This is a genomic window from Streptomyces sp. NPDC053431 (assembly GCF_044544925.1).
Lineage (GTDB): Bacteria > Actinomycetota > Actinomycetes > Streptomycetales > Streptomycetaceae > Streptomyces.
The window spans coordinates 67,866-83,464 of sequence record NZ_JBITXX010000003.1; the positions used below are offsets into that span (position 1 = coordinate 67,866).

General features: G+C 75.1%; 12 protein-coding genes, 1 tRNA gene, 1 other RNA gene and 1 pseudogene. 7 read left to right on the forward strand and 8 right to left on the reverse strand.

The window, feature by feature from the left end; all coding sequences use genetic code 11:
* Window positions 1-182: 182 nt before the first annotated feature.
* The 4 genes from ACIGXE_RS09720 to ffs all read right to left on the reverse strand — a co-directional run bounded on the left by ACIGXE_RS09720 (window position 183) and on the right by ffs (window position 6,029).
* A complete protein-coding gene (locus ACIGXE_RS09720; RefSeq protein WP_399745299.1) occupies window positions 183-2,132 on the reverse strand; it encodes a hypothetical protein in 1,950 nt (649 codons plus the stop codon).
* A gap of 272 nt (window positions 2,133-2,404) precedes the next feature.
* On the reverse strand, window positions 2,405-3,655 hold the full coding sequence (gene purD, locus ACIGXE_RS09725; protein ID WP_399745301.1) for a phosphoribosylamine--glycine ligase: 1,251 nt from the start codon (window positions 3,653-3,655) through the stop codon (window positions 2,405-2,407).
* 61 nt (window positions 3,656-3,716) lie between these two features.
* On the reverse strand, window positions 3,717-5,894 hold the full coding sequence (locus ACIGXE_RS09730) for a DNA polymerase III subunit gamma and tau (protein WP_399745303.1): 2,178 nt from the start codon (window positions 5,892-5,894) through the stop codon (window positions 3,717-3,719).
* A gap of 36 nt (window positions 5,895-5,930) precedes the next feature.
* An RNA gene (gene ffs, locus ACIGXE_RS09735) (signal recognition particle sRNA small type) lies at window positions 5,931-6,029 on the reverse strand.
* A 118-nt stretch (window positions 6,030-6,147) separates the two neighbouring features.
* On the opposite strand from ffs, the gene ACIGXE_RS09740 reads away from it, so the two are divergent.
* A tRNA-Ser gene (locus tag ACIGXE_RS09740) sits at window positions 6,148-6,235 on the forward strand.
* A 231-nt stretch (window positions 6,236-6,466) separates the two neighbouring features.
* Window positions 6,467-6,769: a hypothetical protein gene (locus tag ACIGXE_RS09745; RefSeq protein ID WP_399745305.1), complete on the forward strand. Its 303-nt coding sequence runs from the start codon at window positions 6,467-6,469 to the stop codon at window positions 6,767-6,769.
* A 160-nt stretch (window positions 6,770-6,929) separates the two neighbouring features.
* Here the strand turns inward: ACIGXE_RS09745 and ACIGXE_RS09750 are convergent.
* Window positions 6,930-7,108 (reverse strand): annotated as a pseudogene (locus ACIGXE_RS09750) (phosphotyrosine protein phosphatase); the annotation flags it as partial.
* A gap of 99 nt (window positions 7,109-7,207) precedes the next feature.
* Here ACIGXE_RS09750 and ACIGXE_RS09755 point away from each other — a divergent pair.
* The gene (locus ACIGXE_RS09755) at window positions 7,208-9,133 is read left to right on the forward strand and encodes a protein kinase (protein WP_399745307.1); all 1,926 of its coding nucleotides are present in this window, start codon (window positions 7,208-7,210) and stop codon (window positions 9,131-9,133) included.
* Between the two features lie 124 nt (window positions 9,134-9,257).
* The gene (locus ACIGXE_RS09760; protein WP_399745309.1) at window positions 9,258-10,028 is read left to right on the forward strand and encodes a hypothetical protein; all 771 of its coding nucleotides are present in this window, start codon (window positions 9,258-9,260) and stop codon (window positions 10,026-10,028) included.
* 70 nt (window positions 10,029-10,098) lie between these two features.
* Here ACIGXE_RS09760 and ACIGXE_RS09765 read toward each other — a convergent pair whose 3' ends face one another.
* The gene (locus ACIGXE_RS09765) at window positions 10,099-10,659 is read right to left on the reverse strand and encodes a hypothetical protein (RefSeq protein ID WP_399745311.1); all 561 of its coding nucleotides are present in this window, start codon (window positions 10,657-10,659) and stop codon (window positions 10,099-10,101) included.
* A 244-nt stretch (window positions 10,660-10,903) separates the two neighbouring features.
* Window positions 10,904-11,221 (reverse strand): hypothetical protein, encoded by a 318-nt coding sequence (locus tag ACIGXE_RS09770; protein WP_399745313.1) that lies wholly within the window; start codon window positions 11,219-11,221, stop codon window positions 10,904-10,906.
* Between the two features lie 152 nt (window positions 11,222-11,373).
* Here ACIGXE_RS09770 and ACIGXE_RS09775 point away from each other — a divergent pair, with 152 nt between their 5' ends.
* A complete protein-coding gene (locus ACIGXE_RS09775) occupies window positions 11,374-12,021 on the forward strand; it encodes a GNAT family N-acetyltransferase (protein WP_399745315.1) in 648 nt (215 codons plus the stop codon).
* A 277-nt stretch (window positions 12,022-12,298) separates the two neighbouring features.
* Here ACIGXE_RS09775 and ACIGXE_RS09780 read toward each other — a convergent pair whose 3' ends face one another.
* Entirely contained in the window at window positions 12,299-13,528 is a 1,230-nt protein-coding gene (locus ACIGXE_RS09780; RefSeq protein WP_399745317.1) for an MFS transporter, read from the reverse strand.
* 81 nt (window positions 13,529-13,609) lie between these two features.
* Here ACIGXE_RS09780 and ACIGXE_RS09785 point away from each other — a divergent pair, with 81 nt between their 5' ends.
* Entirely contained in the window at window positions 13,610-14,587 is a 978-nt protein-coding gene (locus ACIGXE_RS09785; RefSeq protein WP_399745319.1) for a DUF5937 family protein, read from the forward strand.
* Window positions 14,588-14,732: 145 nt separating this feature from the next.
* On the forward strand, window positions 14,733-15,596 hold the full coding sequence (locus tag ACIGXE_RS09790) for an alpha/beta fold hydrolase (RefSeq protein ID WP_399745321.1): 864 nt from the start codon (window positions 14,733-14,735) through the stop codon (window positions 15,594-15,596).
* Window positions 15,597-15,599: the final 3 nt, after the last annotated feature.

A 15,599-nucleotide genomic window follows, 5' to 3' on the forward strand; every position in this document is an offset into this window, starting at 1 on the left:
CCCCGGTCGGCTGGTCAGTGCCTCTGGATACTGCCTCTGTCAGTGCCGGTCTCCAGCACATCACATAACGCACGCACTCCGTCACCCTTCGTCGCGAATTGGCGAGAGTGGAAGAGGGCCCTCCGCGTTTGCGGCGGTTCGGAGCCGGTTCCGGGGCGGTCCCGGGCCGGTTCCGAGCCGGCTCAGAGCAGCCGTACGGGCTTCTCCGGGCGCACCCCGGTCCTGGCGAGCCAGGCCCGCAGCGGCGCCGGGTCCCCCTCCTCGACGAGCGCGAGGACGGCGGCGGTCAGATCCGTGCTCCGCTCGCCGCGGACGAACAGCGCGGGCCCGTCCAGCCAGTCGAGCCCCGGGGCCGCCTCGGCCGTGTCGACGGCGGCGCAGCACACCATCGCCGTCACGTGGTCCGCGAGCAGGTCCCGGCCGCTCCGCGGCGGCTGCAGCGGGAACAGCGGCAGCGGCCCGTCCGGCCCCTCGGCCGCGGGCGCCACGGGCCGCATCCCCTCTTCACGCGCCGTCTGCGCGGTGAGCGCGGCGGCGAGCGAGTCGGCGGCCCCGCCGTCACCGGCCTGAGGAGCGGCGAGATGGGCCATGACCCGGGAGAGCGTGGGAGCGTCGCTCCCGTCCACGCCGACGACCTCCCCGACGCGGGCGGGCGCGGGCGGGACAGGGGTGGTCGGGCGGGTCGGGCCCGCGGGGGCGGGGTCGGATTCGGGGGCGCCGTCGGCGGCGGGGACGCTCGGGGCGTCGGCGTCGGCGGGGGCGTCGGCGGGGGCCGGGCGCAGGGCGCCGTCGATCGGAGTCGGGAGGGTGCCGTCGATCGGGGTCGGGAGGGGGGCGCCGTCGGCCGTGGGTGGGCTCGGGGGGTCGGCGGTGGGGAGGGGGTCGGGGGACCCGTCGGGCCGCGCGTGCTCCTGGGCCGGGGCGGACGGGGTCCGGGTGGGGGTCGGGCCGAGGCGTTCGAGGACCTGGTGGAGGCGGGACGCGTCCGCGCGCCATTTGCGGTCGACGACCTCCTCCGCGTACTCGCTCCACTCCACCGGGGCCCAGCCCGGTCCCGGCTCGGCCGGGACGCCGTGGAAGAGGCGGGCGGCCAGGAGGGAGGTGGCCTCGTCGACCGCGCCCGGCTCCTCCAGGAGGTCGCACGCGGGGCGCTCGCCCAGACGGGAGGTGAAGCCCTCGGCGAGGCGGTCGCGGCGGGACAGCTCGGTGAGCGCGGAGACCACGCCCGCGTCCAGACGTGCGGGCCAGCGGCCCATCCGCCACGCGGGCAGCGCGACCCGGGTGAGCAGCCGGTCCCAGCCCGCGTAGGCGAGGCCGACCTGCTCCTGGGCGACGATCCGTACGCCGTAGTCGACGGCCTGGGCCCGCTCCGAGCCGGCCGCGGCGACACCCCGCTCCATCTCGGCGGCGTGACCGCGGCAGCCCTTCAGGAGGATCCCGGCCAGTCGGCCCACGCCCACCGCGCCGAGCCTGCGGACCGGGTCGAGACCGGGCCGCCGGGGCACCGCCACCGCCGCGTCGAGGCCGCGCAGGAAGCGCCGGGCCGCGGCTATGTCCGGGTGGGCGGCCGGTCCCGTACCGGCGACGACGGGCGCGAGGACCGCGCGCAGCTCGCCCACGCGCATCCACCACAGGAAGGGGGAGCCGATGACCAGGACGGGTGCCTCCCCGGCCTGGTGACGCCCGGGGCCCCGGCCGTGCGCTGGGTGGGAACGGTCCTCCAGCCAGCTGTCGCAGTCCGGCGTGAGGGCTATCGCGGAGGGCGCGGGGACGCCGAGCCGGTCGGCGAGGTCGCGCACCAGCCGGTAGAGGTCGGGGGCCGAGCTCTCGGCCAGCTCCACCGTCGGGGTCATGGCCGGCCGGGACCGCGCCACGACCAGGGCGACGGCCGCCGCCACGAGCAGGACGACCACGGCGAGGACGGTCACCACCCAGCGGGCGGTGTCCCAGCCCGAGCCGGTGAAGTGGCCGGTGACGCCGCCCGCGTAGAGGACGACGGCGACCGCGGCGGGGAGGATCGCGAGGCCGAGGGCCCTGCCGCGCACGCGGAGTACGGCGAGGGCCCGGGCACGCGCGGCGCGCGCGCCGAGCTCGTCGCCGAGCGAGGAACCGGTGCCGGTCACGCCGTACATCACCCCCTCCTGCCCTGTCCGGGACTGCCCGTGGCGGTGTTGCTCACTCCCCCACTGTGGCACCCGTCACCGACATCGCAATGTCGGTGGGCCAAGTGCCGGAGCACACCCGGAAGGTCACCGGGAACGCCTTCGCCGACCCTAGTTGGGGCGTCGGCGGGCGTCATCCAGATGGCCGAGCCGTCACTCGATGGAATGGCTTTGGGTAAAGGTGATGACGGTGGCGCGGCCGTGCGGTTCACTGCACGACCGCGCCCCGAAGGCGCCGGGCGTCAGCCCCGGGCGGCCTTCTCGGCGATGTCCGTACGGTGCTGCGAACCGTCAAGGCGGATACGGCCGACCGCCGCGTAGGCACGCTCGCGGGCCTCGGTGAGGTCCGAACCGGTGGCGGTCACCGACAGGACCCGGCCGCCCGCGCTCAGGACGGCGTCGCCGTCCCGCTTCGTACCGGCGTGGAGGACGTACGCGTGCGGGGCGTCCTTCTCCGCGACCTCGGCCAGACCCTCGATCGGGTCGCCGGTGCGCGGGGTGTCCGGGTAGTTGTGCGAGGCGACGACCACGGTGACGGCCGCCTCGTCGCGCCAGACGAGCGGGGCCTGGTCGGCGAGGGTGCCGTTGGCCGAGTTCAGCAGGAGGCCGGCCAGCGGGGTCCGCAGCCGGGCGAGCACCACCTGGGTCTCGGGGTCGCCGAAGCGGGCGTTGAACTCGATGACCCGGATGCCGCGGCTGGTGATGGCCAGACCCGCGTACAGCAGACCGGAGAACGGGGTGCCGCGGCGGCGCAGCTCGTCGACGGTGGGCTGGAGGACGGTCGCCAGGACCTCCTCCACCAGGTTCGGGGCGGCCCACGGCAGCGGCGAGTAGGCGCCCATGCCGCCGGTGTTCGGGCCCTCGTCCCCGTCGAGCGCGCGCTTGAAGTCCTGCGCGGGCTGCAGCGGGAGGACGGTGGTGCCGTCGGTGATCGCGAAGAGGGAGACCTCGGGGCCGTCCAGGAACTCCTCGATGACCACCCGGTCGCAGGCGAGGGCGTGCGCCCGGGCCTGCTCGACGTCCTCCGTCACCACCACGCCCTTGCCGGCGGCGAGGCCGTCGTCCTTGACGACGTACGGAGCGCCGAAGGCGTCCAGCGCCTCGTCGATCTCCTCCGGGGTGGTGCAGACGTAGCTGCGCGCGGTGGGCACACCGGCGCCGGCCATCACGTCCTTGGCGAAGGCCTTGGAGCCCTCCAGCTGGGCCGCCTCCTGGGAGGGGCCGAAGACCGGGATGCCGGCGGCGCGGACGGCGTCGGCGACACCGGCGACGAGCGGCGCCTCCGGGCCGACGACGACCAGGTCGGCGCCGAGCTCTTCGGCGAGCGCGGCGACGGCGGCGCCGTCGAGCTGGTCGACGGGGTGGAGCTCGGCGACCTCGGCGATTCCGGCGTTGCCGGGCGCGCAGTGCAGAGCGGTGACGTCGGGATCGAGGGAGAGGGAGCGGCACAGGGCGTGTTCGCGGGCGCCGCCGCCGATGACGAGGACCTTCACGCCAGCCAGGGTAGCCCGCGGGGCGGGATGCCCCTTGTGCGGGCCACCGAGCGAGACGGCCCTACTCGTTGGTGTATTCCTCCAGGACCGTGGCGCCGAGCTCGCGCACGATGAGCTCGTGCCCGGAGAGCGCGGAGTCCACGAGGTCCGGATCGTCCTCCTCCGGCACGTCGTCCTCGGGCGCGACCGGCGGCGGCGCCTGGGGCGTGGGCGCGGGGGCCGGGGTCCGTACGGGAGCGGGGGCCGGCGACGCCGACGGGGCCGCGGCGGCCTGCGGGGCGGGCTGGGACGGCGCGGGGGCGGGCGTGTACGCGGGAGCCGGAGCGGGCGCCGGCGGACGGCCGCCGGCGAAGCCGCCACCACCGCTGCCGCCGCCGAAGCCGCCGCCACCGCCGAAGCCGCCACCGCCGCCGCCACCGCCGGAGAAGCCGCCCGCGGCGGAGGGCGGGTTGGCGCCGCCCGAGGGGTCGATGATCGCCTCGATCCGCCAGTGCACGTTGAACTGCTCGGCGAGGGCCGCCTTCAGCACGTCCTCGCTGCCGCTGCTCGCGAAGTTGTCGCGGGCGCCCGCGTTGAGGAAGCCGAGCTGGAGGGTGGTGCCGTCGAAGCCCGCGACCTGCGCGTTCTGCGAGAGCAGGATCCAGGTGAACCGGCGGCGGTTCTTGACCGCCTCCAGGATCTGCGGCCACATGTTCCGCACCTGCGCGGCGCCCGCGGCCATGGTGCCGGCGCCGCCGGCCGCCGGGGCCGGGGCGGCCTGCGGCGCGGACGCCTGCGGGGCCGGGGCCGGGGCCGGGGGCTGCGGGGCGGCCGCCGGAGCCGATGCCCCGGGCCACGCGCCGGGCGCGCCGCCACCAGGCCGGGCGGCGCCGGGCCAGGCGCCGGGCTGCGGCTGGGCGGCGGAAGCGGGTGCGGCAGCGGGCGGCGCGGCGGCCTGCTGGGGCGCGGGAGCCGGAGCCTGCGGAGCGGGCACGGGCGTCGGCGCGGGGGCCGGCGGCGGCACGTGCGCCTCGGCCGTCGGCACGTACCCCATCTGCGGCGCGGGAGAGGTCGTGGTGAAGACGGCCGGGGGCGCGGCGGCGGCGCCGCGCTCGAGCCGGTCCAGGCGGGCCTGCAGCGAGCGCTCGTCGTCGAAGGCGGCGGGCAGCAGCACGCGCGCGCAGATCAGCTCCAGCTGGAGCCGGGGCGAGGTGGCACCGCGCATCTCCGTGAGACCGGTGTTGACGAGGTCGGCCGCCCGGCTGAGCTCGGCCGCGCCGAAGACGGACGCCTGCGCCTGCATGCGCTCGATGACGTCGGCGGGGGCGTCGACGAGCCCCTTCTCGGCGGCGTCGGGCACGGCCGCGAGGATCACCAGGTCGCGCAGCCGCTCCAGGAGGTCGGCGACGAAGCGCCGGGGGTCGTTACCGCCCTCGATCACCCGGTCGACGACCTCGAAGGCGGCGGCGCCGTCTCCGGCGGCGAAGGCGTCCACCACGGAGTCGAGCAGGGACCCGTCCGTGTAGCCGAGGAGCGACGTGGCCATGGCATAGGTCACACCGGCGTCGGCGGCGCCGGCGAGCAGCTGGTCCATCACCGACATCGAGTCACGCACGGACCCGGCACCGGCCCGCACGACGAGCGGCAGCACCCCGTCCTCGACGGGGATCCCCTCGCGCCCGCACACCTCGCCCAGGTACTCGCGCAGGGTCCCGGGCGGCACGAGCCGGAAGGGGTAGTGGTGCGTACGCGACCGGATGGTGCCGATGACCTTCTCGGGCTCGGTCGTCGCGAAGATGAACTTGAGGTGCTCCGGGGGCTCCTCGACCACCTTCAGCAGGGCGTTGAAGCCCGCCGAGGTGACCATGTGGGCCTCGTCGATGATGTAGATCTTGTAGCGGCTGGAGGCGGGCCCGAAGAAGGCCTTCTCGCGCAGGTCACGGGCGTCGTCCACACCACCGTGCGAGGCGGCGTCGATCTCGATGACGTCGATCGACCCCGGGCCGTTGCGCGCGAGGTCGCGGCAGGACTGGCACTCGCCGCAGGGCGTCGGGGTGGGACCCTTCTCACAGTTCAGACACCGCGCGAGGATCCGCGCGCTGGTCGTCTTGCCGCAGCCGCGGGGCCCGCTGAACAGGTACGCGTGGTTGACCCGGTTGTTCCGCAGCGCCTGCTGCAGCGGGTCGGTGACATGCTCCTGCCCGATGACCTCGGCGAAGGACTCGGGGCGGTAGCGGCGGTACAGCGCGAGAGACGACACGTATACGAGGTTATAGGCGCCCACTGACAACCCGGGAACGCAAGCGCCCCCCACGCACCCGCCAGAGCCGACCTACCCTTGCTGCCTTCCGGCCCTGGGGGAGTTCAGTCAGATAGCGCCACGTGAGGGGCTCCGCCCAGAGTACCCGATCCGAGCCCCGTCCCGTCCCCCCTCCCCGACCTGCGTCCTTCGCGGACCCCCCGCCCGGAATCGTGTGCGCGAGCACCCTCCCCGGTCATGTAATGTTCTCCACGGAGGATTCGCCTAGAGGCCTAGGGCGCACGCTTGGAAAGCGTGTTGGGGGCAACCCCTCACGAGTTCGAATCTCGTATCCTCCGCCAGCTCGAAGGGCCGGTCCGCGAAAGCGGACCGGCCCTTCGGCGTTCCGCCGTCTCCGTTCCCGTCTCAGCAGTTCTCGTCTCAGCAGTTCTCGTCAAGGCACCTGGCCGCGCACGCAGCCGGGCCGGACCATCCGGCCCACAATGGAAGTGGTGACTACGTGCGACGCGGCGCCGCCTCCGGACGCTTGCGTCGATTCCTCGAACGACACGGCACCGAACGAGGAGGACCCCATGTACGTCGTGGTCCAGCACAAGATCTTGAACCCGGAGACGGCGTTTCCCCGTGGCCAGGCCCTGATCGACGGCACCGGAGCGCCGGACGGCACCCGGGTGCTGCAGTTCTACCCGCACGTCGACGGCTCCATGGTGACCTGCCTCTGGGAGACGAAGTCCGTGGCCGACGTCCAGGGCTTCGCCGATACGACTCTCGGTGACGCAAGCGTCAACCTGTGCTACGAGGTCGACGTGGAGAAGGCCTTCGCCGACCCCCCGGCCGGCCTCAGGCAGAAGTCCGCTCCGGTCAGCCAGTCCTGAGAGTCCCCGTCTCTCGCTCATGTCCTCCGCCGGCCCGAAGGGCCGGTCCGCGGAAGTGGACCGGCCCTTCGGCGTTTTCCGCGTGCTCAAGGCGGCCAGGCAGCCAGAGCGCCAGGCAGCACGCCGGCGAGGCCGTGCTCACGCGCGCTAACACGATGCCGAGTTCGGTCAGCAGGTCGCGGACGCGTCGCTCGATGGCGTCGCGGATCGGGCGGACGGCGTCCACGCCCGGCCGGCGGGGTCGTCCAGCTTCCAGTCGAGGTAGCGCTTGCCGGGGAAGTACGGGCACGCGTCGCCGCAGCCCATGGTGACGACCACGTCGGAGGCCCGCACCGCTTGAAGATCGCGACCCCCTCCCGCGGGTGGTCCCGGGCGGGTAGCGTCTGCTGCGGACGCGTGAGGCGGTACGGGGCGCCGAGCGCGAGGGGGAGCGTGGGCATGCAGCCGCTGGCAGCGGACGATCCGCGGCAGGTGGGCGAGTACCGGTTGCTGCGGCAACTGGGAGCGGGCGGGATGGGCCGGGTCTACCTCGGCCGGACCGCGGGCGGTCGGACCGTCGCCGTCAAGGTGGTCCGTCGCGAGCTGGCCGAGGACTCCGAGTTCCGGGCCCGGTTCCGTCAGGAGGTCGCGGCCGCCCGGCGGGTCGGCGGCGCCTGGACGGCACCGGTCCTGGACGCGGACACCGAGGGCGGGCACCCGTGGGTGGCCACCGGCTACGTCGCCGGGCCCGCGCTGACCGCCGCCGTACGGGACTTCGGGCCGTTGCCCGAGACGGCCGTCCGCACCCTGGGCGTCGGCCTCGCCGAGGCCCTCGCCCATGTGCACGGCCTCGGGCTGGTGCACCGGGACGTCAAGCCGTCGAACGTGCTGCTGACCCTGGACGGGCCCCGCCTGATCGACTTCGGCATCGCCCGCGCACTGGACGCCACCACCGTGCTCACGCAGTCCGGCCAGGTGTTCGGCTCACCGGGCTTCATGTCGCCGGAGCAGGCCGACGGGCAGCCCGCCGGGCCCGAGAGCGACGTCTTCTCGCTCGGCGCGGTGCTCGCGTACGCGGCGACGGGGACCATGCCGTTCGGCTCCGGGGTGAGCGCGCCCGTCCTGCTCTACCGGGTGCTGTACGAGGAGCCCGACCTCTCCGGGCTGGCCGGCCCGCTGCACTCCCTCGTCCGTGACTGCCTGGCCAAGGACCCGTCCGCCCGCCCCTCGCCCGGACTGGTACGGAAACGACTGGACGGCGACGGCGCGTCCGCCGCCCGGCTCGGGCACGGGGACTGGCTGCCGGCGGCGCTGGCGGCGGCGGTCGGACGCAGCGCCGTACAGCTGCTGGACCTGGAGGGGGAACGGGAGGCCGGGGAGGAAACGGCGGCTGGGACCCCGGTGTCCACCGGGGGCGGGGCGGCCGCCGAGGCGGCGCAGGCGACACCGGGGGCCGAGGCCGCGCCGGCGACACCGGTGGCCGAGGCCGCGCCGGCGACACCGGGGGCCGAGGCGGCGCCGGCCGCCGGACCCGGCGGCGGTGCGTCCGGCGTTCCCGGCACGCCCGTGGCTCCAGGGGCTCCAGGGGCTCCAAGGGCCGCTGGGGTTGCGGGGGTCCCCCCTGTGGGCGCCCCGGGGTTCGGGCCGCCTGCTCCGGCCGGTTTCGGGCCGACCGCCGGCGGGGTCGGCGGGCCCGCCGGGTCGTACGGGCCGGGCCCCGTACCGCCGCCGTCGGCACCGCCCGTGGTGCCGGACCGCGGGCCGCGGCGGCCGCGTGGCCCGCGGAGGTACGGCGTGCCGGTGGCCGTACTGGTGGGGCTGCTGGTGCTGGGCGGCGGATACCTGCTGGTCGAGCAGCTGCGGGAGAACGACCGGCAGGCCGACGGATCGCACCCCCGCCAGACCGCCCCGGCCGGGGGCGGCACGGCGTCGGCCGGTCCGGCGTCGAAGACCCCCGGGGCGACGGACGACGGTTCCGGTCCGGCCGACGAGAGCCCCACACCCGGCACGACCTCCGGGAACCCGGGGCGCGGCGCCGTCCCGGCGAAGTACCTCGGGACATGGGTCGGCGAGCGCCAGACCGCCGACGGGGGCTTCGTCACCGTCACCCTCACCGTCGTCCAGTCGGCGCCGAGCGAGGAGAAGAGCAAGGTCCGCCTCGAGACGTCGAAGTCCGGCGCCTGGTGCGAAGCCGCCTGGACGCTCACCGACGCCGACGAGAGCCAGGCCACCTACGCGTCCCGGGTGACCGGCTCCTCGCCCGGCGCGTGCACCGTCGACGAGGTGGACTACCCCAAGATCAGGACGCTGTCGGACGACACCCTCCACTACACCCTGAGCCTGGCCGATCCGACCCGGTTCATGGTGCTGCGGAAGAAGCGCTGAGGCGGGCGCGGGCGGCTCCTCCAGGATCCGCCCGCCCCGCCCGCCCGTCGTCCCACGGACTCGTCACCCCGCTCAACCGCCCCTTCGTTCTTCCGTTCTTCACCGTCGAGGTCCGAGGAGATCCATGGTCGACACCGTCAACTCACTGGCCGCCCGCGTTCACGAACTGCTGGTGGCGGTCCTGACCGAGGGCCCCGCCGCCGTGGGCACCGCGGGCTTCCACGACGTCGTGGCGCGCGCCACGGCGCTCGGCCCCGAGGCGAGGTGGCTCGTCGCCGCCGGCCAGGCGAGCCTCGGCGAAATGGCCCTCGCGCGCGGGCAGTCGGAGGAGGTGATCCTCCACCTCGACGCCGCGGTGACGGCCGGCTACAACGACTGCGTGGCGCTCCACGCGGGCCCCCTGCGCCCGCTGCACCACGATCCCCGCTTCCGCGCCCTGTACCAGCGCATGCGCGTCACCCAGGGGGACCTCGACGAGTTCTTCTGGCTGCACCAGGAGATGCAGACCGCGGTGAGGGAGGCCCAGGACGCGACCGTCGACAACCTCGGCCGCCTCGACACCGGGGTGTCCTCGCTCCCGCAGGCCCCCCTGCCCACCCGCGCACCGCACACCCACGGCGTCCTGATCACCCGCATCGATCTCGCCGCGGTCCAGAGCGCGCTCCAACAGGCTGCCCTGAAGGCGGAGTTCCAGCGCAGCTCCGGCAACACCAGCCTCGGTCTCATCGACGACACATGGGACCACGAGCGCGCCAGGCGCGACGCCTGGTACGCCGACGACCTGGAGGACCGGCGCCGGCAGGCCGCCGAGGCCCGGGCCTTCGTGGAACGCCCCGGCGTCGGGACCACGCTCGTCCCCTGCCCGCCGCTGGGCTCGATCACGTACCCGGTCTGAGGACGCGCGGACGAGAGGGCCGGACCCCGTGTCGGCGGTCCGGCCCTCTCCGTGTCCCTGGACGTCCCCGTCAGACCGGGCAGGGGCGGTACTCCAGGCTCAGTTCGCGGTCGACCGCGTAGCTCGTGCGCATCGCCGCGTCCGCGACCTTCTCCCACGAGCCGTACTTCGCGTACAGCTGGTCGGCCGTCGGGCCGAGGGGGTTGCCGTACTTCGCCTGGTTGCGCTCCTCCAGGATCCGGACCTCCTCGGGGCTCATCCCGGCCCGGGTAATCTCCTTGGCCTGGTTGCGCATGTCGACGAGTTCCCGGGCGATCTCCTCCTCGGTGGCGCCCGCCGCCCGCATGTCCGCCTCCGTGCGGTGCATGTCCTCCAGGAGGTCGTGGTAGCGGATGCGGGTCCGCTGGGCCTCGACCTTCTCGTCCATCGGCATCACGCGGATCCGGCACACGACCGGGTCCGTGCTGGGACAGGGCTCGTCGGCGGGGGCCGGCGGGGCGAGCGGGGCGGTGATGATCGAACCGCAGGCCTCGGCCGCGGTGGCCACGGACGAGCCTCCGGTGGCCAGCAGGGCCACGACGGCCACGAACGGAACCAGAGCACGGCGCCGCAGGGAAGAGGAAAGACGCATGGGCGCATCCTCGGCAGCCGCGCCGTGCCCGTTCACGCAGGCGCACCAGCCGACCGGAGTGGATCACTCAGGCGGCGGGCGCGCACGGAGAGCGTGACCGGGCCGTCAGCCCACCACGCGGGCGCTCCCGGCGGGGGCGCGTCCCGGCGGGGGCGTGTCAGCGACACCGCGCCTTCACCCGATCAGTGCGCGTGCCGGGCCGGGGGGTGGAGTGCGCGGCCCGCGGTCTCCTCGCGGCGGCGGATCAGCCGAAGTTGTCGCTGGCCAGCCGCAGGGCCAGCTCCTGGAGGATCGACTCGGTGTCCGGCTGCGCGCCGGCGGCGTCGTGGGCGTCGGCCACGGCGTCGAAGGCCAGGATGAAGCCGTTGACCAGGGCGCTCAGCGGATCGGAGAGCTGCGCGAGCACGGACAGGCCCGCCTCCTCCGCGCTCGCCCCGGCCGGCACGGCGAACTGCCCCGGGATCACCTCGCCCAGAAGGTCCGAGACGAGACTCTCCTCGACTCCCCCGCGCAGCGCCGTGAGAGCGGCGATGGCCTTGAGCTTGATCTCGTTCTCGGTCACGCACCGAGCCTAGGAGCAGGCGCGAGCCGGGGGGCGGAAATCGCGCGACACGCGGGAGGCGATCTGGGAGGCTGCGGGCGATCACGCGGCCGGTACGGGGGCCATGGCACGGGCCGTGGCGCGCGGGCACGCGACGGGGAGGTACGCACGCGATGACGTTCGCGCTCGAGGGGCCGGTCCTGGACGGCGACCTGGTACGCCTGGAACCGCTCGACCACCGCCACGCGGCGGACCTCGCGGTCGCGGTGACGGAGGACCGCGGCAGCTACGCGTACACGTGGGTGCCGACCGCCGACGAGGTCGGCGCGTACATCGACACCCAGCACGGCCGCGCCGCGGCCGGCACGGTCGCGCCGTACGCCCAGATCCGGAAGTCCACCGGCCGTGCCGTCGGCGTCACCGCCTTCCTGGACCCGCGCACCCGGCCCGACGGCGACGCCCTCCAGGCGGTCGAGGTCGGCTTCACCTGGCTCGCCGCCTCGGCGCAGGGCACGGGAGTGAACACCGAGGCCAAGTACCTGCTGTTCCGGCACGCCTTCGAGGTGTGGGCCGTCTCCCGCCTCGACCTCAAGACGGACGCCCGCAACGCGCGCTCCCGCGCCGCGATCGGGAGGACCGGCGCCCGCTTCGAGGGCGTCCTGCGCAACTGGGGCCCCTCCTGGGCCCCGGGCGAGGCGGGCCGCCTCCGCGACTCCGCGATCTTCTCGGTGACGGACACGGAGTGGCCGGAGTGCCGGGCGGGGATGCTGCGGCGGCTGGAACGGTACGCGGTGCGGGGCCGGGCCCTCTCCGCTCAGTAGCCGTGTCGCAGTAACGGCGTCGCAGTATCGGCAGCCCCCTCAGTCGCCACCGCTCGGCCGCCGCCGCTCCGTCGCCACCTCTCCGTCGCCACCTCTCCGTCGCCACCGCTCGGCCGCCGCCGCTCGGCCGCCGCCGCTCCGTCGCCACCTCTCAGCCGACACCTCTCCGTCGCCCCCTCCGCCGGCGCGTACAAAAACCGCGCCCCACCGGAGAGTTCCCGGTGGGGCGCGGTCTGCCCTCGTCCACGGTGAGCGTGAGCTCCGACGGGCGCCCGCCCTAGGAAGACACCCCCGACCGGCTCACGCGCTCCTCGGCCGGGGCCGTGTCCACCGCCGCCGCGGCGGTGCGGGCGGTCACGCGGCGGGAGAGGGTGAGGGAGACGAAGGCGGTGGTCAGGCCGGCCACCAGGGCGGTCCACCAGAGGGTGGCGGGGCCGACTCCGGTGTAGACGGTGACGCCCAGCGTGAGGGCGGCGAAGCGGGCGACGCCCCAGGTCCAGCTGTAGGCGCCCTGGTAGCGGCCGCGGGCGTGGGCCGGGGCCAGGTTGGCGAAGACGGTGGCCGAGATGCCCGCGACGACCACCTCGCCCAGGGACCAGATCACGACCGAGAGCGTGAAGCTGAGAATGCCGTCCGCCACGCCCGTCAGGGCGACGCCGACCGCGATCAGGGCGCTGCCCGCGGCCTGGACGGGAAGCTGGGGCAGGCGGGCCAGGCGGGCGGTCGTGAAGGGCTGGACGGCCACCACCAGGACCGCGTTGACGGCCGCCATCGCGCCGTACACGGCGGGCGAGAGACCGCTGTCGTGGATCGCGAGCGGCAGGGCGACCTCGGTGAGGGAGTAGACGAAGAGCTGCACGCCGTAGAGGGGCAGCAGGAGCATTGCCAGGCGATCGCGGAGGACGACGCCGTAGCCGATGCCGTCACCGGCCCGGCGCGGCCCGCGGGCGGGCTCGCTCAGACGGATCACGACGACGACCGCGTAGACCAGCATCGTGCCGGCGTCGACCGCGAAGAGCAGCCAGTAGCCGTGGGCGGCGAGCAGGCCGCCGAGGACGCCGGAGACGGCGGTGCCGATGTTGACGCCCCAGCCGAAGAGCGCGTACGCCCGCTGCCGGCGGGCGGCGTCGACGGCGTCGGCCATCAGCGCGTAGGCGGCCGGCGGGACGACCGTGGCGGCGGCGCTGATCAGCAGCGCGGCCGCCGCCATCGTCCACACCCCGGGCGCCACGAAGAGCGCGCCCTGCGCCGCCGCGGCCCCGATCAGGCCGATGAGCATCGTGGGGCGGCGGCCGAGGCGGTCGGCGAGGACGCCGCCGACGGCCGGGCCGAGGAGGTTGCCGGCGCCGAGCGCGCCGAGCACGTACGAGGTGTCGGTGCCGGTGACGCCGCGCGAGGCGAGGAAGAACACCAGGAACGGGGTGACCATGTGGCCGAGGCGGTTGACGACGGTGCCGCCGAAGACGGTCCAGACGGTGGCCGGAAGACCGGAGAAGGAAGAGGGCATGTGCCGAGACTGCGCCCCTGTCCCGACCGCCCTCCAATGATTAAGCTCAGGCCGAATCCGGACGCCGACCAGGGGGGACGCATGGAGTCCGAACTCATCTTCTCCGCCGCGGATCTCGCCCAGACCCGCTTCGCCGTCTCCCCCATGTGGGAGGTCGTCACCAGCTTCCGGCTGCTCCGGGACACCGTGGACCCGCCGCTGCACCGGCGTTGGGCCGCGCAGGTGCGCCCCAGGGTCGCCCGCGCCGGGCTCGATCGCGGGCTGCTCGCGAAGCTGGTCCCGGGCGGCGTCTTCCTGGCCGACTTCCTCACCCCGACGCCCACCGGGCCCTTCCCCACCCTCGCCGGGGAGCTCGACGCCATCCGCGCGGCCTCCCCCGAGCTGATCCGCCGCGACGCCGGCAAACTCCCCGTCGAGGAGGGGGAGATCGACCTCGGCCTGCTGTGCGCCGAGATCGAGACGTACTGGGAGCTGGCCCTCGCCCCCTACTGGGCCCGCATCCGCAGCCTCCTGGAGGCCGACGTCTTCCACCGGGCACGACAGGTCGCCGAGCACGGTTCCGCCCGCGTCCTGGGCGAACTCCACGAGACCGTACGGTGGGACGACGGGACGCTCAGGATGGTTCGGCGCTCCTGCGGGCTCACCCGCGACAAGGCCGGATCCGGGCTGCTGCTCATCCCCTCCGCCTTCGCCTGGCCGAAGGTCCTGACCCGTTCCGTCGCCCCGGACCCGCCCCAACTTGCCTATCCCGCACGGGGGATCGGCAATCTGTGGGAGCCGCGGACGACCGGCACCGCGACCGAGGCCGTCGCCGCCGTCCTCGGGCGTTCGCGCGCGCTGCTCCTCGCCGAGCTCGACACGCCCGCGTCGACCACCCAACTCGCCGCCACGGCCGGCCTGTCGGCGGCGGCCGTCTCGCAGCACCTCATCGCCCTCAAGCACGCGGGACTGGTCAGCGCCCACCGCAGCGGCCGGTCGGTGCTCTACGCCCGGACGGCCGTCGCCGACGCGCTGCTCTGCCCCGACAGCCACGCGCACCGCCGGCTGGAGACCCTGTGACCGCCGGCCCTTCGGTTGAAGACCCTCTGACCGGCACCCCTCCGGCCGGAGACCCGGTGACCGCCGGCCCTTCGGCCGGGGACCTTGTGACCGCCACCCGCCATTGGGAGACCCTGTGACCGCCGCCCCGTCGGCCGGAGACCCTGTGACCGCCACCCCTCCGGCCGGGGACCCGGCCGCGGCCCCCTGGACCGAGCGCGTCCTCGTGCGCGACGGAGTGCGCCTCTCGCTGCGTGACTGGGGCGGTGACGGGCGGGCGCTGCTCCTCCTGCACGGGCTCGCCGGGCACGTCGGCGAGTGGGACGGCCTCGCGCGCCGGCTTCGCGCCGACGGGCACCGGGTCGTCGCCCTCGACCAGCGCGGGCACGGAGCCAGTGAACGGCACCCGGCCGACGTCTCACGGGCCGCGTACGTGGCCGACGTCCGCGCCGTGCTCGACGAGCTGGACCTCACGCACACGCTCCTCGTCGGGCAGTCGTACGGCGGGCACGCCGCGCTCCTGACCGCCGCGCGTCACCCGTCCCGCCTCGCCGGCGCCGTCCTCGTCGAGGCCGGGCCCGGCGGGACCGGCCCGCAGGCCGTGGCGGAGGTCGGGGACTGGCTGCGGGCCTGGCCGGTGCCGTTCCCCACCCGGGCGGCGGCCGTCGCCCACCTCGGCGGCGGGCCCGTCGGCGAGGGCTGGGCGGACGGCCTGGAGGAGCGGGACGGCGGGCTGTGGCCGCGGTTCGACCCCGAGGTGATGGCCGCCTCGCTCGCCGAGAACGCCGGCCGGGACCGGTGGGAGGAGTGGGCGGCGATCGGCGTGCCCGTCCTCGCGGTGCTGGGGCAGCACGGCTTCGTCGCCGACGAGGAGTACGCGGAGATGGCACGGCAGCTGCCGGGACTGCGCGGCGTCTGCCTGCCCGGCACCGGGCACGACCTGCATCTGGAGCGGCCCGAGGTCCTCCACCGCCTGGTGACGGAGTTCCTCGCCGAAACCCCTTGCCCTGGAGGGGACTCCAAGACCTAGGGT